This window comes from Aeromonas sp. 602200, assembly GCF_049173895.1.
Classification (GTDB): Bacteria; Pseudomonadota; Gammaproteobacteria; order Enterobacterales; family Aeromonadaceae; genus Aeromonas; species Aeromonas veronii_A.
In genome coordinates this window covers 59,798-82,610 of record NZ_JAAKSL010000014.1, presented here as the reverse complement: position 1 = coordinate 82,610, position 22,813 = coordinate 59,798, and the positions used below count along the sequence as shown (strand labels likewise).

Genomic DNA, 22,813 nt, shown 5'->3' with positions numbered 1-22,813 from the left:
CAATTAGTTGCTCTTGCTTACCTGAGAAATAACCTGGCCGGAGATGTCCAGCTTGCTGGCGGCATACGGGGCGGCATTGCGCTCCAGCACCAGATCGTAACCATTGCTCTTGGCGATGGAATCGATGGCAGCCTGCACCTTGGTCAGGATCTTGTTGCGCTCTTCGGACTGACGGCGGCCGTTGTCCTGCTCAAAGGCTTGACGCTTCTGGTTGAACTCCATCTGCAGCTTGGCCAGCTTCTCCTGGTTCTGCTTCTTCTGCTCGGCGCTCATAAAGGCTTCATCCTTGCGGAACTTCTCGACCAGCTTCTGGCCTTCCTGTTCCAGCTTCTGCAGCTCACGCATGCGCGGCTCGAATTCACCTTTCAGCTTGGCTGCAACGGCTTCACGCTGGGGCAGCTTTTGGAAGACTTCGCCCATGTCGACCACGGCGATCTTGGTCTCAGCGAAGGCAGAACCCATGCCGGCAGCCATCAGTGCAAAGCTCAAACCAGCTACTTTCAACGCTTTATTCACACTTACTCCTTGTTCCCTCATGGCGAGGGCTACCTGATTTACCCGATTATGCAAGCGGCGTTAGGACCGTCTTGTTACCTGGTGAGGCACGCATACCGCGCGTCCCATCATTGAAGACCCCCACCGCATGGGTGGGGGCGAAACTCTGCTTAGAAAGTACGACCGATGTTGAAGGAGAAGAACTCGGTGCGATCCCCTTCATATTTCTTGATCGGCTTGGCCAAGGCGAACACCAGCGGCCCCATCGGCGAGAGCCACTGCAGGGAGACACCGGCAGAGACCCGGATATTGCCCGGGTTGGAGTAGTCCTGGCTCAGATAGTTGCAATCAGAACCGGCGGCGCAAGGATATGCTCCGTTGGCAAAATCGGTGCTCCAGACGGTACCTGCGTCCATAAAGACGGTGGAACGGATCTGCGGACGATAGGTCTCGGAGACGAACGGGGTCGGGAAGACCAGCTCCAGTGAAGCGACGGCCAGAGCGTTGCCCCCCACCGAGGTGTCGGAACCTTCGTAGTAACCAGTTTCACACGGCTGAGAACCCGTGCAACTGCCAGCACCCGGCTTGTTGTAGGTCTTGTAGATCGCCTTGGGACCAATGGTGTTGCTCTTGAAGCCACGCACCGTATCGAAACCACCCGCATAGTAGTTCTCGAAGAACGGCAGCATGGAGTCATCGCCATAGCCGTTACCGTAGGAGACACGACCCTTGCCGATCATTACCCAGCTGTGATCCGCATCGAGCGGGAAGTAGTGGGCATCCTCGGCTGAGAGCTTGTAGTACTGCAGCTCCATGCCCGGTACGGTCACCTTGGCGTTGATACGCTGACGATCGCCAGAAGTCGGGAACATCCCCTTGTTCAGGGTAGAGCGGGTCCAGCCAGCGGTGACATCAACGGTCACGAAATCGAGGTTGGAACCATCCTGTGAGTAAGCATTCCAGAACTGATCCATCTGTACCGACTGGCGGTTATCATTCCACTGATCCCAGCAGTAGGTATTGCCATCAGTATCCGGATTGTCCTTCAGACACTCCTGATAGTTCTGGGCATTGAATGACGGACGGCTCAGCTTGGTGCTCTCGATACCGGTACTGAAGTCGAGACGGTTGAACTCATTGACCGGGAAGCCGCTGGAGAGACGGAAACCGATGGTTTCATTCTCGTAATCAACGATATCGGCATCATCGGCGCGGAACTGGTTGTAGTAGACCCGACCACCCAGGCTGACACCATCCACGGTAAAGTAGGGGTCGTTGTAGCTCAGATCGACGTTCTTGGAGTAGTCGTTGGTGCTGGCGTTGATGGAGACCTTTTTACCGGTACCCATAAAGTTGTCCTGGGAGATCCCCGCCTGCAGGCTCAGACCCGATTCGGTGCCGTAACCGATACCGGCGTTGATGGAGCCTGCTGGCTGCTCCTTGACCTTGAAGTCGAGGTCAACCAGGTCATCATTGCCCGGCACCCGCTTGGTGTCCACTTCTACACTCTCGAAATAACCGAGACGGTTGAGACGGCTCTTGGACTGCTCGATGTTGTCGGAGGAGAGCCAGGTGCCCTCCATTTGGCGCATCTCGCGACGCAGCACCTGATCTTCGGTGGTGGCGTTACCGCTGAAGTTGATATTGCGCACATAGACACGGGGGCCCGGCTCAACGTTGACGATCAGCTCCACTTCCTTGGTTTTGTCATTGATCTGCGGGAAGGTGACCACTTTCGGATAGGCGTAGCCGTAACGGCCGAGGAACTTGGAGAGCACCTCTTCGGTATGAGTCACCTGACTGGCAGAGTAGGTGCTGCCGGCAGCAATCGGGATCAATCCCTTCATCTCGCCACCGCGATCGATCAGGTCACCCTTGAGCTGGACACCGGAGACCTTGTACTGATCCCCTTCCTTGATGTTGAGGGTGACATAGACGCCCTTCTTGTCGGGGGTCATGGAGACCTGGGTAGACTCCTGCTGGAAGCGGATATAGCCGCGATCCATGTAGTAGGAGCGTAGGGTCTCGATATCACCGGCCAGTTTTTGCTTCTGATAGCGCTGGTCGGCGGTAAAGTTCCACCAGGGCACTTCGTCGCGCAGGGAGAGTTGGGCAATCAGCTTCTCTTCAGGGAAGACGCTGTTGCCGACGATGTTGATCTGCTGGATCTTGGCCGCTTCACCTTCCACGAAGGTGAACTTGAGGTCGACCCGGTTGCGCGGCAACGGGGTGACGATAGCCTTGACCTTGGCGGAGTATTTACCCACGCCATAGTAGAAATCTTCCAGTCCCTTCTCGAGGGAAGTGAGCACGGTGCGATCCAGCGGATCGCCCACACGGATACCGGAGGACTCCAGACTCTGGGTCAGTTGCTCCTCTTTGATATCCTTGTTGCCAGCAAACTCGATGCTGGAGATGGTCGGACGCTCCTTGACCATCACCTGCAGTACCTGGCCGTCACGGTAAACCTTCACATCCTCGAAGTTACCCGAGGCATAGAGCTTTTTGATGGCGCTGGCCAGAGCCACGGAGTCGACGGTATCACCGACCCGGATCGGCAGGTTCAACAGTGCGGCACCCAGGGTCACCCGTTGCAGACCTTCGACCTGGATATCTTGCACCACAAAAGAGGCAGGGGCCGCCTGGGCCAGGAAACTGGCACCCAGCAGGCAACTCAACACCAATGCTTTTTTAACAGCCATTTTGTTCTTATGTGTCCTTGTTGATGCTCTGGCCTCAGAGGCGAGCGAAATCGTTAAACAGCGCAATGCCCATCAATAACATCAGAATGGCGGCGCCGATCCTGAAACCCACTTCCTGTATTTTCTCTGATACCGGCTTGCCGGTGACCGCTTCGATAAGGAAATAGACCAGATGGCCACCATCGAGCACCGGCAGGGGGAATAGATTGATAATCCCCAGGTTGACGCTGATCAGCGCCAGAAAACTCAAGAAATAGACCAGACCATAGTCGGCACTGCTGCCGGCGCCCTTGGCAATGGAGATGGGGCCGCTCAGGTTGTCCAGCGACACGATGCCACCGATCAACTTGCCAATCATGTCAAAGGTGAGCGTGATCAGGCTCCAGGTCTTGTCCGCGCCATGCCACAGCGCCTGCAAAGGCCCATACTGTAACAGAATTCGATATTCATCCGGTAATGGAACCAGTTGCGGTGAGAGACCGACGAATCCCACCAGCTTGCCCTGCACCTTGCGGCTATCCGGGGTCAGGGTCACGTTGAGATCACTGTTGTTGCGCTCAACCACCACTTGAAGGGGTTCGCCCGGTGCCTGCTGCACCAGTTCGACAAACTGGGCCCATGCGGTAATAGGCTGATCGCCGACCTGTTTGATACGGTCACCGACCTGCAGCCCCGCCTTTTCACTGGCACTCTTGGCCACCACTGCAGCCACGACTGGCAGCACTTTGCCACTCAGGGGGACGATCCCCAAGCTGCCGATAGGCGACTCTTTATCCGGATCGAAGGTCCAGCCGGTCAGCGACAAGGTTTTATCGGTGGCATAGCTGGTATTGGGTGCCTGCACCTTGAGAGTCACTGTATCATCACCCAGATGACTTATAAGAGCGTAGGTGACGCTCTCCCAGTCACCGGTCAGCTCATCGCCGACCCCGACAATCTCCATCCCGGGCAGCACACCCGCCTCGGCCACGATGGATGCCGGACGCACTTCACCGATCACCGGCTTGACGCTCGGCACCCCGATGATAAACATCAGCCAGAGGGCAAACAGGGCAAACACGAAGTTGGCCATGGGACCTGCGGCGACAATCGCCATCCGCGCCCAGACACTCTTGTGGTTGAAGGCATACTGCTCGTCACCGGGCTTGAGTTCATCGACCCGGCCATCGAGCATCTTGACGTAACCACCGAGCGGGATCAGCGCCAGCACATATTCGGTGCCATCTTTACCCATCCGGCGCCAGATCGCCTTGCCAAAACCGATAGAGAAGCGCTCAACCTTGACGCCACAACGACGGGCCACCCAGAAGTGACCAAACTCGTGCACCGCGACCAGCAGGCCTAGCGCAACAACAAAAGCACCGATATTCCACAACACACCGCCCATCAGCCAAGCTCCTCAATCAAAGTGTGAGCACGGGCTCTTGCCGCACCGTCAAGGGCAAACAGATCATCGAGCGAGCCGACGGCGCTGCTCTCCAGCGCCAGCATCACTGCCTCGTTGATCCGGGCAATATCCATAAAACCGATGCGCCCGGCCAGGAAGGCGGCAACCGCCTCCTCGTTGGCCGCATTGAGCGCAGTAGTCGCCGCTTGTCCCTTCTGGCAGGCATTGATGGCCAGCGCCAGACAGGGGTAGCGATCATAATCAGGCCGGATAAAGCTGAACTCTCCGACACTGAAGAAATCCAAAGGTTCCACACTGGAGGGGATGCGATTGGGATAAGCCAGCGCATGGGCAATGGGGGTACACATATCCGGATTGCCAAGCTGAGCCAGCACGGAGCCATCCTTGTACTGCACCATGGAGTGGATCACCGACTGCGGGTGGATCACCACCTGGATCTGCTCGGGCGCCGCATTGAACAACCAGCGCGCCTCGATGTACTCCAGCCCTTTGTTGATCATGGTGGCGGAGTCGACCGAAATCTTGGCCCCCATCGACCAGTTGGGATGAGCGATAGCCTGCGCCGGCGTCACCTTGGCCAGCTCGCTGATCTCGGTGTAACGGAACGGGCCGCCAGAACCGGTCAGCAAAATCTTGCTGATCCCCGCCGCCGCCAGATCACAAAAACCGGGCTGGCGCTGCACGGCAGTCGGCAGACACTGGAAGATGGCATTGTGTTCGCTGTCGATGGGCAGCAGCTCGGCACCATGCTCGCGAACGGCCTCCATGAAGAAAGCACCGGACATCACCAGCGCCTCCTTGTTGGCCAGCAAAATACGCTTGCCGGCACGTACCGCGGCCATGGTCGGGGCCAGTCCGGCCGCACCGACGATGGCGGCCATCACGCTATGGGCGTCGGGGTGAGCGGCAACCTCGCAGAGGGCTGCTGCACCAGACATGACCCGGGTCGCACTGCCGTGCGCTTTCAGACGGGCAGCCAGTTCACGGGCGGCATCCTCATCGACCATCACGGCAAAACGGGGGGAGAATTCGAGGCAGTCCCGCAACATGGCATCCACGTTGCGGGCGGCGGTCAACGCCAATACTTGCCAACTGCCCGGGTTATGGCGCAGCACTTTCAAGGTACTCTGACCAATGGAGCCAGAGGCCCCCAGAATAACCAGTGACTTGTGCATCAAAACTCCTGACTGAGTAGCAGATAACTGAGCAGAAACACCGGCAGGGCGGCGGTCAGGCTGTCGATCCGGTCGAGAATGCCGCCATGACCCGGCAACAGGGTGCCGGAGTCCTTGATGCCCGCCTCGCGCTTGAACATGCTTTCGGTCAGATCGCCGAGTACGGAGGCTAGCACCGCCAGCAGAGAGCAAAACAGCACGGTGATCATCTTGGCAGGAACAAATCCCATCGACCAGGTGACACCGATGGCCAGCAGGCTGGCGGTAAAGAGGCCGCCGCACATCCCTTCGATGGTTTTGCCCGGACTCACAGCCGGTGCCAGCTTGTGCTTACCGAACGCCTTACCGAAAAAATACGCGCCAGAATCTGCCGCCCAGACCAGTCCCATCACGAACAACAGGATCCAGGCGCCCATCATGGGGTCATGGTAAAAGTTGTAACCACGGATGGCGACCAGCGACCAGAAGAAGGGAACCAGGGTCACCAGACCAAACAGGGACTTGAGCCAGAGAGACTCTTTCCACAGCTTGGCGCTTTGGGGATAACGCAGCACCAGCAGCAGACCCAGCAACCACCAGCTTACCGCGGTCCAGAGCACGCCCATCACGAGGGGGTGCAGGTGAGGCGTCCAGAGTTGCTCCACCGGCAGCCAAAAGAGGCTGGCACCAAGCAACAGACAAAATACGATGGGTAACCATTGCTGCGGAGCAGCAGAGACAAACCCACTCCATTCGCGACTGGCCAACAAAAACACCAGCGCTGCCAACAGGGCAAAAAATTTCAATGGCAGAAAGAAGAGCGCCCCCAACACCAGGGGGATCAACATCAAAGCAGTAATAATTCGTTGTTTTAGCAAAAGAAACCTCTCTCTTGGGAGCGGGGTTTAGCCGGTCTGCTGCTCGGCGATCAATTCCCGTATCTGTTCACCCGTGCAACCGAAGCGACGCTCGCGGGCAACGAAAGAGGCAACCGCCTCACTGAACTCGGCCTCGTTGAAATCGGGCCACAATACCGGGGTAAAATAGAGCTCTGCATAGGCGAGCTGCCATAAAACAAAATTGCTGATGCGATGATCGCCACCGGTGCGGATCAACAGGTCCACGGGTGGCAGATCGGCCATGCAAACCTCGCGGGTCAACATGGATTCATCAATGTCGTCTGCGGCCAGTTCACCGGCAACAACCGCGCGGGCCAGCTTGCGAGCCGCCTGAGCGATATCCCACTGGCCGCCATAGTTGGCTGCAATGTTCAGGGTCAATCCCTTGTTATTGGCGGTCAAGGCTTCCGCCTTGGCGATTTTGGCCTGCAACCGATCACTGAAGCGAGCGGTATCGCCAATCACCCTGAGCCGGATCCCGTGACTGTGAAGTTTGTTCACCTCGCGGCCCAGCACGGTAATGAACAGCTCCATCAAGGCGCTGACTTCCCCTTCCGGACGACGCCAGTTTTCGCTGGAGAATGCAAACAGGGTCAATGCCTCGATCTTGGCTCGCGCAGCAAAGGTAACGGCCTCGCGCACTGACTTGACGCCCGCCTTGTGGCCATAAACCCGCATCTTGCCTCGGTTCTGGGCCCAGCGACCGTTACCATCCATGATGATGGCGACGTGACGGGGTAAAGACGAGTTGGCACAATCACCCAACGCAGCCAAAAGCGACATGGTTTTCTCCCACAAAGACAAAAGCGCCGTGCAGGGGCACTACACGGCGCTCGTAATATACCTTTCAGGCGCTTAGATTTCCATTAGCTCCTTCTCCTTTGCAGCAAGAGCCTCATCGACCAGCTTGATGTAGGAGTCAGTCAGCTTCTGGATCTCTTCCTGGGCGCGACGGTCGTCGTCTTCGGAGATCTCTTTGTCCTTCAGCAGCGCTTTCAGGTCGGCGTTGGCATCGCGGCGAATGTTGCGCACGGCAACACGGGCGTTTTCCGCTTCGGCACGGACGATCTTGGTCAGGTCGCGACGGCGCTCTTCGGTCAGCGGCGGCAGCGGCACGCGCAGGGTCTGGCCATTGCTGGAGGGGTTCAGGCCCAGATCGGAGGTCAGGATCGCCTTCTCTACCGCCTGGATCATGGAGCGGTCGAAAATGGAGATGGAGAGGGTGCGAGCATCTTCTGCCACGACGTTGGCCAACTGTTTCAGCGGAGTGGCAGCACCGTAATACTCAACCTGGATGCCGTCGAGCAGGCTCGGGTGAGCACGGCCAGTACGGATCTTGGACATCTGGGTCTTGAGTGATTCGACACTCTTGCCCATACGCTCCTTGGCGTCGTTTTTAATCTCGTTGATCACAGCGGTTTTCCTTTTGGCGAACGAGCCGCCATGCGGCTCGCATCTATATTATTTGCTGACGTAATGGATCAGGGTACCTTCCGGCTCACCCATGATAACCCGGCGCAAAGCGCCCGGCTTGTTCATGTTGAACACCCGGATCGGCAGATCATGGTCACGTGCCAGAGTAAAAGCAGCAAGATCCATCACCTTGAGCTCTTTTTCAAGAACTTCATCATAACTCAATTCATGGTACAGCACGGCATCCGGATTCTTGACTGGATCTTCGTTGTATACACCATCAACCTTGGTGGCCTTGAGCACTACATCGGCTTCGATCTCGATCCCGCGCAGGCAAGCTGCAGAATCGGTAGTGAAGAAGGGGTTGCCAGTACCGGCAGAGAAGATCACCACTTTGCCTGCACGCAGCTGGCTGATTGCCTCGGCCCAGCTGTAGGAATCACAAACCCCTTGCAGGGAAATGGCAGACATCAGACGGGCATTCACATAAGCACGATGCAGAGCATCACGCATGGCCAGACCGTTCATCACGGTTGCCAGCATACCCATGTGGTCGCCCACCACGCGGTTCATGCCCGCCTTGGCAAGACCGGCACCACGGAACAGGTTGCCGCCACCGATGACCAGACCGACCTGAACACCCAGCTCAACCAGCTCTTTGATCTCTTGGGCCATCCGCTCCAGCACTGCCGGATCAATGCCGAAACCCTCGGATCCTTGCAGGGCTTCACCACTCAACTTCAGAAGAACACGTCTGTATGCAGGTTTGGGATTGGTACTCATGTCACTGATTCCTGGTCATATAAAGACCGCGACATAAGTCGCGGTCTGGGGAAACGGAAAAACCGGTTCGATTAGGCCTTTTGAGCGGCCGCGATTTGGGCTGCAACTTCAGCAGCGAAATCGGTCTCTTGCTTCTCGATGCCTTCGCCCACTTCGAAACGGGTGAAGGAGACAACGTCAGCGCCTTCTTTCTTCAGCAGCTCGGCAACAGTCATGGAAGGATCTTTCACGAACGGCTGACCAGTCAGGGAAACCTCACCGGTGAACTTCTTCATGCGACCTTCAACCATCTTCTCGGCGATCTCTTTCGGCTTGCCGGAGTTGATGGCGATGTCGATCTGGATTTCGCGCTCTTTGGCAACGACTTCAGCAGATACATCTTCAGGCTTGACGAATTGCGGGCTGTTGGCTGCAACGTGCATGGCCAGATCTTTGGCCAGTTCGTCGGAACCACCGGTCAGCTTGGTGATAACACCGATGCGGGAACCGTGAACGTAGGTGCCCAGGTTGTCACCTTCAACCAGCATCACGCGACGCAGGTTCATGTTCTCACCGATCTTGGCGATCAGGTTGGTGATGGTCAGCTCTACGGATTCGCCGTTGCCAAAATCAGCGGCTTTCAGCGCATCAACGTCTGCGATCTTCTGGGTAGCTGCGATCTCGACGATCTTCTGACCCATGGCCAGGAAACCGGCATCCTTGGAAACGAAGTCAGTCTCGCAGTTCAGCTCGATCATGACGGCAACTTTGCCTTCGGTACGGGCGAAAATCACACCTTCAGCGGCGATACGGCCAGCTTTCTTGGCGGCTTTGGCCTGACCGGATTTACGCATGTTCTCGATGGCCAGCTCGATATCGCCGTTGGCCTCTTCCAGTGCTTTTTTGCAATCCATCATGCCAGCGGCGGTGCGCTCGCGCAGTTCTTTTACCAGGGCGGCAGAAATGTTTGCCATGTCCAGTATCCTCGGTCTTGAATTGACAAGAAACAGGGGCCACAAGGGCCCCTGCTAACCAATTACATCAGCTTGGTTAATAAGGGCTTTGCAGACCTTATCAATTACTCAGCTTCAACGAAGCCATCTTGTTCGGCTTGAACAACGATGTCCTGCTCGCGAGCTTCCAGTACGGTGTCAGCAGCAGCATTCAGGTACAGCTGTACGGCACGGATAGCGTCGTCGTTACCCGGGATGACGTAATCAACGCCGTCCGGGTTGGAGTTGGTATCAACGATGGAAACTACCGGGATACCCAGGTTGTTGGCTTCTTTGATAGCGATGTGCTCGTGGTCGGCATCGACAACGAACAGAACGTCAGGCAGGCCGCCCATGTTCTTGATACCACCCAGGCTCTTCTCCAGCTTTTCCATTTCGCGAGTACGCATCAGCGCCTCTTTCTTGGTCAGCTTCTCGAAGGTACCGTCCTGGCTCTGGGTTTCCAGATCTTTCAGGCGCTTGATGGACTGACGAACGGTTTTCCAGTTGGTCAGCATGCCGCCCAGCCAGCGGTGGTTAACATAGAACTGGTCGCAACGCTCAGCGGCTTCTTTTACGGCTTCAGACGCGGCACGCTTGGTACCTACGAACAGTACCTTGCCTTTCTTGGCAGCTACGGAGCTGATGAAGTTCATGGCATCGTCAAACATCGGAACGGTTTTTTCCAGGTTGATGATGTGAACTTTGCTGCGGGCACCGAAGATGTAGGATTTCATTTTCGGGTTCCAGTAACGAGTCTGGTGACCGAAGTGAACGCCGGCTTGCAGCATGTCGCGCATAGAAACTTTAGCCATTTTATACCTCTGTATTGGGGTTAGGCCTCCACACATCCCATATAACCGACCCGTTAAGGCACCCCGGCATATGTGTCGATGTGTGTGTGTTGTTTAAGTAAGGGTGATGAAATCGGGACGCAAGTTCCCCATTCCGGCGCGCTTTATACCATAACTTTGTTCAGGACACCACCGGCCGACACTCTAAACAGGTGTAAATCTGGATCCCGCCAGAGGAGGTTGCGACTGCCATTTGACGCTGTGATGACAATCACACTGGAAGTACGCGGGGGTTGCGGATAAAATTTTGGCCTGATTGCAAACGCATCTATTTTTCATTACCTGATTGCCGGACATCGATAGATGCGCGATCAGGTCCCAAGAGAGATCCCATGTCCATTAAAATCAAGACACCGGAAGAGATTGAAAAGATGCGCGTTGCCGGCCAATTGGCCGCCGATGTGCTGGTCATGATTGCGCCCCATGTCAAAGCTGGCGTCACCACTGACGAACTGAACACCCTTTGCCACAACTACATCGTTGATGTGCAGCAGGCTATCCCGGCTCCGCTCAACTACCACGGCTTCCCCAAATCCATCTGCACCTCGGTGAACGATGTGATCTGCCACGGCATCCCGAACCACAAGAAGCTGCGTGATGGTGACATCATCAACCTCGACATCACCGTCATCAAGGATGGCTACCACGGCGACACCTCCGCCATGTTCATCGTGGGCGAGACCACCCCGCTGCGTCGTCAGCTCTGCAAGATTGCGCAAGAGAGCCTCTACGCCGCCATCAAGAAGGTGCGCCCGGGCGCCTGCATCACCGAGATCGGCGCCGTGATCCAGCCCATCGTCGAGAAGGCCGGGTTCTCCGTGGTGCGTGACTACTGTGGCCACGGCATCGGTGCCGAGTTCCACGAAGAGCCGCAGATCCTCCACTACCGCAACGGCGGCAAGCTGGAGCTGAAGGCGGGCATGTGCTTCACCATCGAGCCGATGGTCAACAGCAAGAAGTACCACTGCAAGGTCAATCCGAAGGATGGCTGGACCGTGACTACCAAGGATGGCGGCGACTCCGCCCAGTGGGAACACACCCTGCTGGTAACCGAAGATGGCTGCGAAGTGCTGACCCTGCGCCCCGACGACACTATCGACCGCGTCATCAAACACAGCTAACATCGAACCCCGGCCCTTAGCGAAAAGCGCCGGGGTTTTTACTGCCCGTTTCAGCCATATGCCTGCCACTTGTGTGTGAGATGCCATGGACGCCAGCCTGCTTTCCCCCCATCTGTTACCCGACGACCAGCTCACCCGCGACAACTGCAAAGAGTACCTGAGCCGCTTTCTCGGCTGGCTGCACGCCCGCTTCGATGCCGGTGACAACATTATCGAGCTGGTTGCCACCCGCTCCGAATATATGGATCAACTGCTCTGCCGCCTCTGGCAGAAGTTTGGCTTCGACAAGAGCGACCTCACCCTCATCGCGGTGGGTGGTTATGGCCGAGGCGAGCTGCACCCCCACTCCGACATCGACCTGCTGATCCTCTATGACGGCGACGAGCTGGACGAAGTGCTGGGGCTGCGCATCGGCGAGTTCATCACCCTGCTGTGGGATCTCAAGCTCGAGGTGGGTCAGGCGGTACGCAACGTGGCGGAGTGCATCGAGCAGGGCAAGGCCGACATCACGGTCGCCACCAACCTCATAGAGGCGCGCTACATCACGGGCCGCAAGGAGGGTTTCCGGCAACTCAAGGAGGCGACCGGCCCCCAACACTTCTGGCCGAGCGAAGCCTTCTTTCGCGCCAAGCGCCAGGAGCAGGCGGAGCGGCACCAGCAGTTTCTCGGCACAGCCTACAAGCTGGAGCCGGATCTCAAGTGCAATCCGGGCGGCCTGCGCGACATCCAGACCCTCGCCTGGGTCGCTCGTCGCCACTTCGGTGCCACCACCCTGTTCGAGATGACCAGTCACGGCTTCCTCAACCGCGCCGAGTACCGCGAGCTGCTCGACTGCCAGAATTTCCTCTGGAAGGTACGCTTTGCCTTGCACATGGCCATCAATAAGGGCGACAACCGCCTGCTATTCGACCGCCAACGCACCGTGGCCCAGATGCTGGGCTTCGAGGGGGAAGGCAACGCGCCGATCGAGCAGATGATGAAGCGTTTCTACCAGACGGTGCGGCGGGTCGCCGAGCTCAACGAGATGCTGCTGCAACTGTTTGACGAGGCGATTCTTGGCAACAGCGCCATGGATGTGCGCCGCCTCTCCGACGAGTTCCAGCTCCGTGGCCGCCTCATCGATGCAGTAGATGCCGAGCTGTTCGCCCGCGAGCCCGCCGCCATCCTGCGCCTCTTCTACCAGATGGCCCAGCATCCCGAGATTGCCGGTATCCACTCCGCTACCCTGCGCCAGCTGCGCGAAGCGCGGCGCAAGCTCAACTGCTGGCTGCAGGATCTGCCGGAGTGCCGCCGCCTGTTCATGGCGCTGCTGCGCCACCCCAACGGCATCGGCCTGCCGATGAGCCTGATGCACAAGTATGGCATTCTGGCGGCCTACTTGCCGCAGTGGAACCTCATCGTCGGCCAGATGCAGTTCGACATGTTCCACGCCTACACGGTCGATGAGCACACCCATCGGCTGCTCAAGAACATTCACGGCTTTCCCAACCCGGCCAATCGTCAGAGCCACCCGCTCTGCCACGAGGTGTTCACCCGGTTGCGCAAACCGGAGCTGCTCAGCATCGCCGCCCTGTTCCACGATATCGCCAAGGGGCGGCGTGGCGATCACTCCGAACTTGGCGCCGTCGATGCGCTGGAGTTCTGCCAGCTGCACGGCCTCGATCGCTACGAGAGCCGGCTGGTCGCCTGGCTGGTGCGCCACCATCTGCTGATGTCGGTCACCGCCCAGCGCCGCGATATCTATGACCCCGACGTGGTCACCGACTTTGCCCAGAAGGTGCGCGACGAGCAGCATCTCGACCTGCTCTACTGCCTCACCGTGGCCGATATCTGCGCCACCAACGACACCTTGTGGAACGACTGGAAGGGCACCCTGCTGCGCGAGCTCTACTTCGCGACCCAGAAGGCACTGCGCCAGGGGCTGGAGAACCCGCCCGACATGCGGCTGCGCATTCGCGAGAACCAGCGTCAGGCCAAGCAACTGCTGGCACAGCGCGACGTGCCGGAAGAGGCGATCAATCAGCTCTGGGGCGACTTCAAGGCCGATTACTTCCTGCGTCACAGCCCGGAACAGATCGCCTGGCACTGCCGCCACATCATCGAGCATGGCGACAACCCGGCGCCGCTGGTGCTGATCGGCAAACACCCGACCCGCGGCGGCAGCGAGGTGTTCATCTACTGCCGCGACACGCCGAACCTGTTTGCCACCGTCGCCTCGGCGCTGGATCAAAAGAATCTCAACATTCACGACGCCCAGATCATGAACTCGCGCAGCAACTTCGTGCTCGATACCTTTGTGGTGCTCGAACCCAACGGCGAACCCATCAGTCCCAACCGCACCGCCACCATCAAGAAAGCGCTGGAGAAGGCGCTGCAGGAGCCGGGCAAACTGGTGCTGCGCAACAAGCCACTGTCACGGCGCCACCGCCAGTTCAGCGTGCCGACCCGGGTCGTTTTTCTACCGCACAAGGGGGAGAGCCGCCACACCCTGATGGAGCTGACCGCCCTCGATACTCCCGGCCTGCTGGCGCGGATCGGCGCGGTGTTCCAGCAGTGCGGCCTGTCGCTGCACGCCGCCAAGATCGCCACCTTTGGCGAACGGGTCGAGGACTTTTTCAGTCTGACCAGCCTCGATGGCGAGCCATTGACACCGGAGCAACAACTGCAGCTGGAAGAGCGGCTGGTGCATCAGCTCAATCCGCAGCAATTTGCTATGGAGTGAGTGCGATCTGATTCGAAAGAGGCTGTTTTCACCTCCGTTTTCCCATACCAAACAAATGGTTGGCTGGGAAATATGAAAGAAATGGTCGCTGGCCGGAAGAATTCCGGTCAGCCACTTAAAAACAGTCGGAAAAGTGTGATACAACAAACAGAATTTTTTAAAGGAAACCTGTCATGACCGAGTTGCAACAGATCATTGAAGCGGCCTTCGAGCGCCGCGACACCATTACCCCGAGCACTGTGGACAGCGCTACCAAATCCGCCATCCTGCAAGTCATCGAGCTGCTGGACTCCGGCAAGGCCCGGGTTGCCGAGAAGATCGCCGGTGAGTGGGTTGTTCATCAGTGGCTGAAGAAGGCGGTACTGCTCTCGTTCCGTATCAACGACAACGGCATCATTAAGGGCGACGATACCCAGTACTACGACAAGGTTCCCCTCAAATTCTCCAACTACACTGCCGAGCAGTTCAAGGAAGCGGGTGTGCGCGTGGTGCCGCCGGCGACCGCCCGCAAAGGCTCTTTTATCGCCCCCAATACCGTGCTGATGCCCTCCTATGTCAACATCGGCGCCTTCGTTGACGAAGGTACCATGGTCGATACTTGGGCTACTGTCGGCTCTTGCGCCCAGATCGGTAAGAACGTCCACCTCTCCGGCGGCGTCGGCATCGGCGGCGTACTGGAGCCGCTGCAGGCCAACCCGACCATCATCGAAGACAACTGCTTTATCGGTGCCCGCTCCGAAGTGGTTGAAGGGGTGATCGTCGAGGAAGGTTCCGTCATCTCCATGGGCGTCTTCATCGGCCAGTCCACCCGCATCTATGACCGTGAAACCGGCGAGATCCACTACGGCCGCGTACCGGCTGGCTCCGTGGTCGTCTCCGGCTCCCTGCCCTCCAAGTGCGGTAAATACAGCCTCTACGCGGCGGTGATCGTCAAAAAGGTCGATGCAAAAACCCGTGCCAAAGTCGGCATCAACGCCCTGCTGCGCTCCATCGACGAGTAATCAGCATTGCTGTGATGAAAGGGCGCCTGATGGCGCCCTTTTCATTTTGGCGCCCCTGTCACAGGCAAGCCATGAGGCATCGGTTAAGATGGATGGGACAGGATCGTTTCAAACCGAGGAAGCCTGATGTACGAGAATCTGAAGAGCCTGGGGATCCAGGATCCCGCCTCCGTCGACAGCTATACCCTGCGCCAGGAGGCCAACCACGACATCCTCAAGATCTACTTCAAGAAGCAGAAAGGCGAGTTCTTCGCCAAGAGTGTCAAATTCAAGTATCCACGCCAGCGCAAGACCATGCTGGTCGATTCCGGTACCCATGAGTACAAGGATGTCACCGAGATCAACGCCAACCTCAAATATGTGGTGGATGAGCTGGACAACCTGACCCAGGGCGTCCATCAGCAGGCCGACCCGGACATCAAGCAAAAGATCCTGCGCGACCTGCGCCATCTGGAAAAAGTGGTACAAAACAAGATCAGCGAAATCGAACGGGATCTGGAGAAACTCTAACCCTCCCCCTCTTGCTTAAAGAGCGCCCAATGTGGCGCTCTTTTTATTGGCTGACTTTATATAGGTTTATCAGGTGATGACATGCGATAAGTCGAGCGAGGCACACCAGCGGTTGTGCCGACATAGGGCATCCCGTTACACATCGCATCTTGGGTAACGAGACTCCTGCCGAGTTCGACCTGCTGTGACTCGCACGATCCATAACCAGAAATAGCAAGAGGGAGGCTTTCGCCTCCCTCTTCAAACACGCTGATATTCAGGCAACAGGATTAGTTGCTCTTCATCCAGATGTCCATGTCGGTTTTCAGGTTGTCGGACTTGGTACCGAAGATGGCTTGAACGCCGGAACCAGCCACTACCACACCGGCAGCACCCAGTTTCTTCAGACCAGCCTGGTCAACCTTGGCAACATCTTTCACACCAACACGCAGACGGGTGATGCAGGCATCCAGAGAAGCGATGTTCTCTTTACCACCGAAGGCGGCAACCAGAGCAGCAGACATCTCGTCTTTGCCTTGGCCAACGGCCTCTTCAGCAGTCTCGTCTTCACGACCCGGGGTTTTCAGGTTCATGGCACGGATAACGAAGCTGAATACGACGTAGTAGATAGCCGCGTAAACCAGACCCAGACCAACCAGCAGCAGCATGTTGTCGGCACGCGGTGATTGCACCACGAAGTCGATGAAGCCGTTGGAGAAGGTGTGACCGTGTACGATACCCAGAGAGTTGGTCAGCACATAAGCCAGACCAGCCAGTACAGCGTGGATTGCGTACAGAACCGGAGCGATGAACAGGAAGGAGAACTCGATCGGCTCGGTGATACCGGTCAGGAAAGAGGTCAGGGCTGCAGAGGCCATGATACCAACGATCTTGGCGCGGTTTTCCGGCTTGGCAGCGTGAGCAATGGCGAACGCAGCAGCAGGCAGACCGAACATTTTGAACAGGTAGCCACCAGCCAGCTGACCAAAACCGTTACCGGCAGCGCGGGAAGCGTCATCAGCAGTCAGGAAGCAGGTCATGATACCGTGAACAGTTTCACCGGCACCGTTGACGCAGGTACCAGCCTGATAGAAGAACGGTACGTTCCAGATGTGGTGCAGACCGAACGGGATCAGGGAGCGCTCAACCACGCCGTAGATACCGAAGGCCAGTACCGGGTTCTGGTTGGCAGCCCAGTCAGAGAAGGCACCGATGGCACCACCCACTGGCGGCCAAATCACGGACAGGATCACACCCAGACCGATGGAGAGGAAACCGGTGATGATGGGTACGGCACGTTTGCCCGCGAAGAAGCCCAGGTATTCTGGCAGCTGGATCTTGTAGAAACGGTTGAACGCCCAGGCAGCGATACCACCGGCCAGGATACCACCCAGCACGCCGGTTTCGATGGTTTCAACACCCATCACAGGTGCCATGACCTTCAGGGTTGCGACCATGATGCCGTAGCCAACGATGGCTGACAGACCGGATACACCGTCGTTATTGGTAAAGCCCAGAGCAACACCCACTGCGAACAGCAGGGCCATCTGGCCAAATACGGAACCACCGGCTTGCTCCATTAATTGGGAGACAATTTCCGGCATCCAGCTGAAGTGGGCAGCACCCACCCCCAGCAGAATACCTGCGACTGGCAAGACTGATACTGGCAGCATCAGCGCCTTACCAACCTTTTGCAGATTAGAGAAAGCATTTTTGAACATTGTGTGCGCTCCTGAATGGATTGTCGTCCCTGAACGATCTATCTGGATGAAATAAGGACTGATTCATTCAGATATCTTCGAGTCGGGCTTGTTTATTTTGACCATCAGAATATAACCCAGCGGGTCATAAATTGCTGCTTTCGAAGGCGGGGGAATATTGAATTTGGAGGGAAGATCACAACTTGTTTAGCGGCTAAAAAACGCATCTAATAGAAATTAATAATCCGCATTATCACTCTATTACAAAGACATATAAATAGCAGTTTCACTTTGTATTTTAATAATACCATTTACATCAAACGGCAACCTATTGTAACCAAGTGTAACGGCGCGACTTTTATTTATTACAGTCTACCGATTAAAAAGGCCTCCAACAAGGGAGGCCTCAACAAATATATCTGACCAGCAAACGGTCGTATTACTCTATTTTTGCGAGCGCTTGACCGCATCAATAAACACGCTTTTTGCCTTGGTTGAACCAGCCCGTTCAGCCTCGTTCACCAGCTTCATCGCCTTGTCGATATCCCCCGCCTTGACCGCTTTTTCGATCTGGCTCTGGTAGAAGGCTTCTGTTTCACTCAGCATGGCAGGAGCAGGTTTGGCTGCGACCGCAGCTGTTGTAGTTGTGGTAACGGCTGCAGTCGTCGCTATCGCGGCAACCTGCTGACCCTGGCTCATGGCCACCTTATCGGCATATTCGGGTTTGAATACCGCTTCAAGACCACTTCCACGGGCCATATCTTTGACTTTGATCTGCACCAAACCCCAAGGGGAGTGCGGGATCACCGGATCCTTGATATCAGGCTCAACGGTACCATTAGCACGAGCAAACGCTTTTGATGGATGAAGGATTGTTGTGCTGCCAGAGAGTTGGTCCGCAGGCGCATAGACGATCATGTATGTTTCGCTGGCCGGGTTGCCAGGCATGCTGCGGTCAACAAAGAGACGCCCTTCGATACGGTCGTTATCGAGCAGGTGAGCAGGCTGATAACTGAATACAGACTCACCCAGTACGCGAGTCACCTTGAACTCGGCATCCAGCATAATGACTTTGGGCACCATCACGGTTTTGCTCACCTGTGATGCCAGGCTGATCGCCAGATTACCGGTGTTGGCCGGCAGGCGATAAGCCGCAAAGTAACTCATCCCCTCATCAAACTGAAAAGTGGGTTGCTTGCCATCGATGGCCAGCAAGGTCTCACCTTCAGGCAAGGGGGCATAACTGAAATCTTTAAACGCCACACAGCAGCTTGAGGCTTTGGCCAACGCTTGCTTGGCTTGATCTGCATCGCTCAAGATCGAGCCATGTTCTTGCAGAGGAACAACCATGTTTCCGGCACAACCGGTTAATAGCGCAGTGATTACGGCTGCAATAGACATCTTTACCCGTTTCATTTTTCTTATCTCCATAATCCGGTGGCCGTGATCCGGCGAAACAAAACTGCCCCCATAAGGGGGCAGTCACTAACTTAACTTAAACTTTTGCTTACCACCAAGCTTCTGCTTGAACACCAAACTGGTAGGTGTCTTTGGAGGTATTGCCTTCGAAGACTTTCTTGTCTTCGTCGTTAGCCAGGTAGGAGGCGAACACACGGATTTCCGGACGGGCCCAGAAGCTGGAACCAGCAGACCAGGCTTGAGCCAGGGTCAGCTTGTAGCCGGCATCTTTGTCTTCGCTGCCATTGGTGGACTTGTTGTTGTCCTTGAAGTAACCGCCTTCAAAGATGGTCTTGTTGAAGTCATCCCACTTGTACATCGGGCGAACAACAACAGACATGGTTTCCCACTTGTCGTTGCCGTCCCACATTTCGTTGCCTACACCGTAAACCAGCTGGTGACCCATCTCCCAGGAGTTGCCCATCGGAACAACGCCCCAGTTGATGATACGGAAACCGTCAGCACCGTCTTTGGCTTCAGCGCCGTACCAGGAACCATCGCCATAGAAAGCCATGGTCTTGGAGTAACCTTCGGTACCGTATTGCAGCACGGTTTTGTTGAAACCACCGAGGATGCCAGCGGTCAGTTCAGCAGTCAGCATCACGCCATCTTGCGGATTCTTTTTCAGTGCTTTCTGATCGTTGGTCTCATTGACCAGAGCATAGTCAACGCCCAGTTCCAAGGACGCATCGGTCCACAGCGGGATGCCGGCATAACGCAGATCCAAGGTGTTAACGTTCAGATCTTCATTCTTCTGATAGGTCGGGTTACCGTTGCCATCCACTCCGGTTTGGGTGTACTGGCCAAACACATCGGCAGCGCTGCGATCGTTGCGTACCCATGCGAAAGATACTTTACCCGGACCAGCCTGGATGCCTTCGATACCAGCACCGGCACCGGAGATGTTCCAGTAGTAGAAGTCGGAGATGTGGATGTCATGGCGTTGATAGTAACGCTTACCAGCCCACAGGGTTGCTTCAGGAGCAAAGTTCAGCAAGCCTTTGGCTTGTACGTTGAACTGACGCAGAGCGAAGTCGGAATCACCATTGCACTGCTTGGCATCGAAGTTACAAACAGTACCGGTACCTTCCCAGTCGTTTGAACCGTTGGAAGCCATGGCAAACATGGAATCAACATAGAAAGTCTTACCATCTTTGTTGAATACTTCCTGACCCAGTTGCACTTCACCGTAGGTATCATTTTCGTTACCCAGACGGCCAACTTTATTGACGTTGTATTTAACCATGTCGCCGTCGCCGGAAACACCGACGCCGGAACGGAAGTAACCGTGGAAATCTACGGCAAAGGCGGCTTGGGAAGCCAGGGCGGCAGTAACAGCTGCTGCAATCGGGAGCCACTTCATTTTCATTGTCATATTCCTTATTTCCCGCAGTGAGGAGTGTGATCCTGAATATTCAACTTCTTATCACCATGTAATCCTGTTGGTGATAACCGAGGTTGATTATAGGGAGCGTATTTCACGACAAATATGAAGCGACTCACAAAATGGCGACAAATCGCTCGGCAAACGATCGCCACAACAACAACAAGTAAAAAAGCCATTAACTGCGCAATTAAAATCCGAAAAAAAAGAAAAACACACAACAACAACAACCATGAAAGCGTTATCATTAATTAATTCGCGATAGAACCAAAGTCATTATTTTGTAGTTAGATGACAAAAACATGACTGAGATCGCTTTCAAGATGGAACTTTTATTTGGATGACGGGTCTGCGGTGCGCGTGAAACCATTACGGCAATGGAATTCTAAAAGGGGAAAATACCCCTCCGCCATCAGGGGAAATATGCTTTGCAGAGTGAGATGGTTTTTGTGCAAATAACAATCCCCTGCTACTTAAGGCTCAGGGGATTGATATGGCTCTATTCAAGAGAATATTCAGGGCTGAATATCCCACTTTTTCAGCCAGCTGAGTGCCACCTGTTCGGGTTCATCGTGCACGGTGGCATCCAGCTCCAGCGGGGGCATCACTCGAGTGGCCCCCAGCTCTTGCAGCAATCCGTCCAGCCGACGGCCCGCGCCACAAAAATGGTCATAGCTGCTGTCCCCCATGGCAATCAGGGCATAACGCAATCCCTTGAGCCAAGGTGCCTTGTCGGCCAGCTCGCTGGCAAAAGGCTGCAGATTGGGTGGAATATCCCCCTGCCCGGTGGTGGCACTGACCAGCAATAAAAAACGCCCAGGGTCGATGTCCGCCAGCCGTGCTTCTTCGTGCAGAGAACAGTGATGCCCATTGCGTTCCAGCTCATCTGCCAAGGTCTCGGCCACCAGCATGGCTGCGCCATAGACAGTTCCTACCACGATATCGATCTGCGCCATTCTCCCCTCCCTGTTTGAGTCACTCTTTTGAGCAACTCTATCAGCAAGCTGGCGTCAGATGCCACCGGTTCAGGGCTGAGGAGCAGGCGCTTAGTAGTCGCTCTCGCTGGCGGGCCAGCCCAGCTCGGCAAACAGGCGCAGCACATCCTGACCGAGCGGCGCCTGGATCCGCATCGGCACCTTGAGCACCGGATGGGTAAAGCTCAGGGTGCGGGCCACCAGCAGCAGCCGTTCGCAGCCAAAGTGCTCGCGAAAGAAACGGTTGTGACGGCCATCCCCGTGGGTGGTATCCCCGACGATGGGGTGGAACAAGTGATCCATATGACGGCGTAGCTGATGCTTGCGGCCGGTCTTCGGGAACAATCTGACCAGACTGTAGCGACTGGTGGGATGCTTCTTGGAGACCGCGTGGGGCAGCTCGACCTGATGCAGGCGCCGGAAGGTGGTGACGGCATCCTGCGCCGGGCGATCCGGGTTGCTCATGGCATCGGCAATCTTGTCCAACTGCTCCTTAAGGGGATAGTCGATCACCCCCTGCTCGGGCGCCCAACCGCGCACCAATGCCAGATACTCCTTGTGCACCTGACGCTGGGTAAAGGCTTCGGTCAGCGCGCGGGCAATCACCGGATCGAGCGCAAACAGCAGCACGCCTGAGGTGGGACGGTCGAGGCGATGCACCGGATAGACATGGCGACCACCGATGAGATCCCGGGTCATCTGCATGGCAAAACGGGTCTCGCCCTTGTCGAGCCAGCTGCGGTGCACCAGCAGACCGGACGGCTTGTTGACCGCCACCAGCCACTCATCCTGATAGAGCAGGGTCAGCTTCAGGTCACTCTCTTCTCGAGTTTGCGCAGGCATCATTGTTCGATCACTTTGCCGGAAAGCAGCAGATCGAAGCGGGCGATCAGGCGCAGCAGCGCTTCTGCCTCGGCCAGATCTTCTTTATAGACTTCGCTGGCCATGGGATAGAGGGAAACGCTAGTTGGCAGCGGAGCCTGCAACATCACCAGTTGCTCCATGCGCGGGATCAGCACGAACTGCAGCCACTGATCAAAGCTCAGGGTATCGACACAAAAAGGCAGGGTGCTTGCCAGGGCTTCGTCACCGGGATGGTCAGCTTGCCAGCGCTCAAGGCGCTGCAACTCGGCGGTGAGTTCCCCCAACAGGCCAGCTACCAGCAAATATTGATTCATCTCGCTCTCTTCCTCATAACCACAGATTGATCCGCTGACCCGACAGGGTCAGCCAGGATGCCGATACATTCGGTCGCGCAGCACCGGCGATTAAGCCTGCTCGTCGA

General features: G+C 56.4%; 20 protein-coding genes. 4 read left to right on the top strand and 16 right to left on the bottom strand.

Annotated features, from left to right (window positions below):
• Positions 1 to 3: 3 nt before the first annotated feature.
• From G5221_RS16030 to rpsB, 10 genes are all read right to left on the bottom strand, one after another.
• A complete protein-coding gene (locus tag G5221_RS16030; RefSeq protein ID WP_005338563.1) occupies positions 4 to 516 on the bottom strand; it encodes an OmpH family outer membrane protein in 513 nt (170 codons plus the stop codon).
• A 149-nt stretch (positions 517 to 665) separates the two neighbouring features.
• Positions 666 to 3,197 (bottom strand): outer membrane protein assembly factor BamA, encoded by a 2,532-nt coding sequence (gene bamA, locus G5221_RS16025; protein WP_204385182.1) that lies wholly within the window; start codon positions 3,195 to 3,197, stop codon positions 666 to 668.
• A gap of 34 nt (positions 3,198 to 3,231) precedes the next feature.
• Complete coding sequence (rseP, locus tag G5221_RS16020; RefSeq protein WP_227341176.1) at positions 3,232 to 4,584, bottom strand: sigma E protease regulator RseP; 1,353 nt, start codon at positions 4,582 to 4,584, stop codon at positions 3,232 to 3,234.
• On the bottom strand, positions 4,584 to 5,780 hold the full coding sequence (gene ispC / locus G5221_RS16015; RefSeq protein ID WP_005338569.1) for a 1-deoxy-D-xylulose-5-phosphate reductoisomerase: 1,197 nt from the start codon (positions 5,778 to 5,780) through the stop codon (positions 4,584 to 4,586). The genes rseP and ispC overlap by 1 nt, the downstream gene beginning before the upstream one ends.
• Entirely contained in the window at positions 5,780 to 6,637 is an 858-nt protein-coding gene (locus tag G5221_RS16010) for a phosphatidate cytidylyltransferase (protein WP_227341179.1), read from the bottom strand. Before G5221_RS16010 ends, ispC begins: the two co-directional genes overlap by 1 nt.
• Before the next feature lie 27 nt (positions 6,638 to 6,664).
• Entirely contained in the window at positions 6,665 to 7,441 is a 777-nt protein-coding gene (gene uppS / locus G5221_RS16005; RefSeq protein ID WP_227341180.1) for a polyprenyl diphosphate synthase, read from the bottom strand.
• A 72-nt stretch (positions 7,442 to 7,513) separates the two neighbouring features.
• Positions 7,514 to 8,071, bottom strand: coding sequence for a ribosome recycling factor (gene frr, locus G5221_RS16000; protein ID WP_216951882.1), 558 nt, complete (start codon positions 8,069 to 8,071; stop codon positions 7,514 to 7,516).
• A gap of 48 nt (positions 8,072 to 8,119) precedes the next feature.
• The gene (gene pyrH / locus G5221_RS15995) at positions 8,120 to 8,854 is read right to left on the bottom strand and encodes a UMP kinase (RefSeq protein WP_005343782.1); all 735 of its coding nucleotides are present in this window, start codon (positions 8,852 to 8,854) and stop codon (positions 8,120 to 8,122) included.
• Between the two features lie 71 nt (positions 8,855 to 8,925).
• Positions 8,926 to 9,807 (bottom strand): translation elongation factor Ts, encoded by an 882-nt coding sequence (gene tsf, locus G5221_RS15990; RefSeq protein ID WP_204385179.1) that lies wholly within the window; start codon positions 9,805 to 9,807, stop codon positions 8,926 to 8,928.
• A 104-nt stretch (positions 9,808 to 9,911) separates the two neighbouring features.
• On the bottom strand, positions 9,912 to 10,640 hold the full coding sequence (gene rpsB, locus G5221_RS15985; protein WP_204385178.1) for a 30S ribosomal protein S2: 729 nt from the start codon (positions 10,638 to 10,640) through the stop codon (positions 9,912 to 9,914).
• A gap of 371 nt (positions 10,641 to 11,011) precedes the next feature.
• On the opposite strand from rpsB, the gene map reads away from it, so the two are divergent.
• From map to G5221_RS15965, 4 genes are all read left to right on the top strand, one after another.
• Complete coding sequence (gene map / locus G5221_RS15980) at positions 11,012 to 11,800, top strand: type I methionyl aminopeptidase (RefSeq protein WP_421205927.1); 789 nt, start codon at positions 11,012 to 11,014, stop codon at positions 11,798 to 11,800.
• Positions 11,801 to 11,885: 85 nt separating this feature from the next.
• On the top strand, positions 11,886 to 14,522 hold the full coding sequence (gene glnD, locus G5221_RS15975) for a bifunctional uridylyltransferase/uridylyl-removing protein GlnD (RefSeq protein WP_104015480.1): 2,637 nt from the start codon (positions 11,886 to 11,888) through the stop codon (positions 14,520 to 14,522).
• A gap of 173 nt (positions 14,523 to 14,695) precedes the next feature.
• Positions 14,696 to 15,523: a 2,3,4,5-tetrahydropyridine-2,6-dicarboxylate N-succinyltransferase gene (gene dapD / locus G5221_RS15970; RefSeq protein WP_101530944.1), complete on the top strand. Its 828-nt coding sequence runs from the start codon at positions 14,696 to 14,698 to the stop codon at positions 15,521 to 15,523.
• 126 nt (positions 15,524 to 15,649) lie between these two features.
• On the top strand, positions 15,650 to 16,033 hold the full coding sequence (locus G5221_RS15965) for a DUF3461 family protein (protein WP_005338583.1): 384 nt from the start codon (positions 15,650 to 15,652) through the stop codon (positions 16,031 to 16,033).
• A 269-nt stretch (positions 16,034 to 16,302) separates the two neighbouring features.
• Here the strand turns inward: G5221_RS15965 and ptsG are convergent, their stop codons facing one another.
• The 6 genes from ptsG to G5221_RS15935 all read right to left on the bottom strand — a co-directional run bounded on the left by ptsG (position 16,303) and on the right by G5221_RS15935 (position 22,706).
• Positions 16,303 to 17,733 (bottom strand): PTS glucose transporter subunit IIBC, encoded by a 1,431-nt coding sequence (ptsG, locus tag G5221_RS15960; RefSeq protein ID WP_005338586.1) that lies wholly within the window; start codon positions 17,731 to 17,733, stop codon positions 16,303 to 16,305.
• 423 nt (positions 17,734 to 18,156) lie between these two features.
• Positions 18,157 to 19,128, bottom strand: a complete 972-nt coding sequence (locus G5221_RS15955; RefSeq protein ID WP_216951886.1) for a MalM family protein — start codon at positions 19,126 to 19,128, stop codon at positions 18,157 to 18,159.
• Positions 19,129 to 19,219: 91 nt separating this feature from the next.
• A complete protein-coding gene (locus G5221_RS15950; protein ID WP_302054505.1) occupies positions 19,220 to 20,539 on the bottom strand; it encodes a maltoporin in 1,320 nt (439 codons plus the stop codon).
• Between the two features lie 530 nt (positions 20,540 to 21,069).
• Positions 21,070 to 21,510, bottom strand: coding sequence for a flavodoxin (locus tag G5221_RS15945; protein ID WP_201991790.1), 441 nt, complete (start codon positions 21,508 to 21,510; stop codon positions 21,070 to 21,072).
• 90 nt (positions 21,511 to 21,600) lie between these two features.
• On the bottom strand, positions 21,601 to 22,374 hold the full coding sequence (truC, locus tag G5221_RS15940) for a tRNA pseudouridine(65) synthase TruC (protein WP_019445213.1): 774 nt from the start codon (positions 22,372 to 22,374) through the stop codon (positions 21,601 to 21,603).
• Positions 22,371 to 22,706 carry a YqcC family protein gene (locus G5221_RS15935; RefSeq protein WP_005338596.1) on the bottom strand — a complete coding sequence of 112 codons (336 nt, stop codon included), beginning with the start codon at positions 22,704 to 22,706 and terminating at the stop codon, positions 22,371 to 22,373. Before G5221_RS15935 ends, truC begins: the two co-directional genes overlap by 4 nt.
• Positions 22,707 to 22,813: the final 107 nt, after the last annotated feature.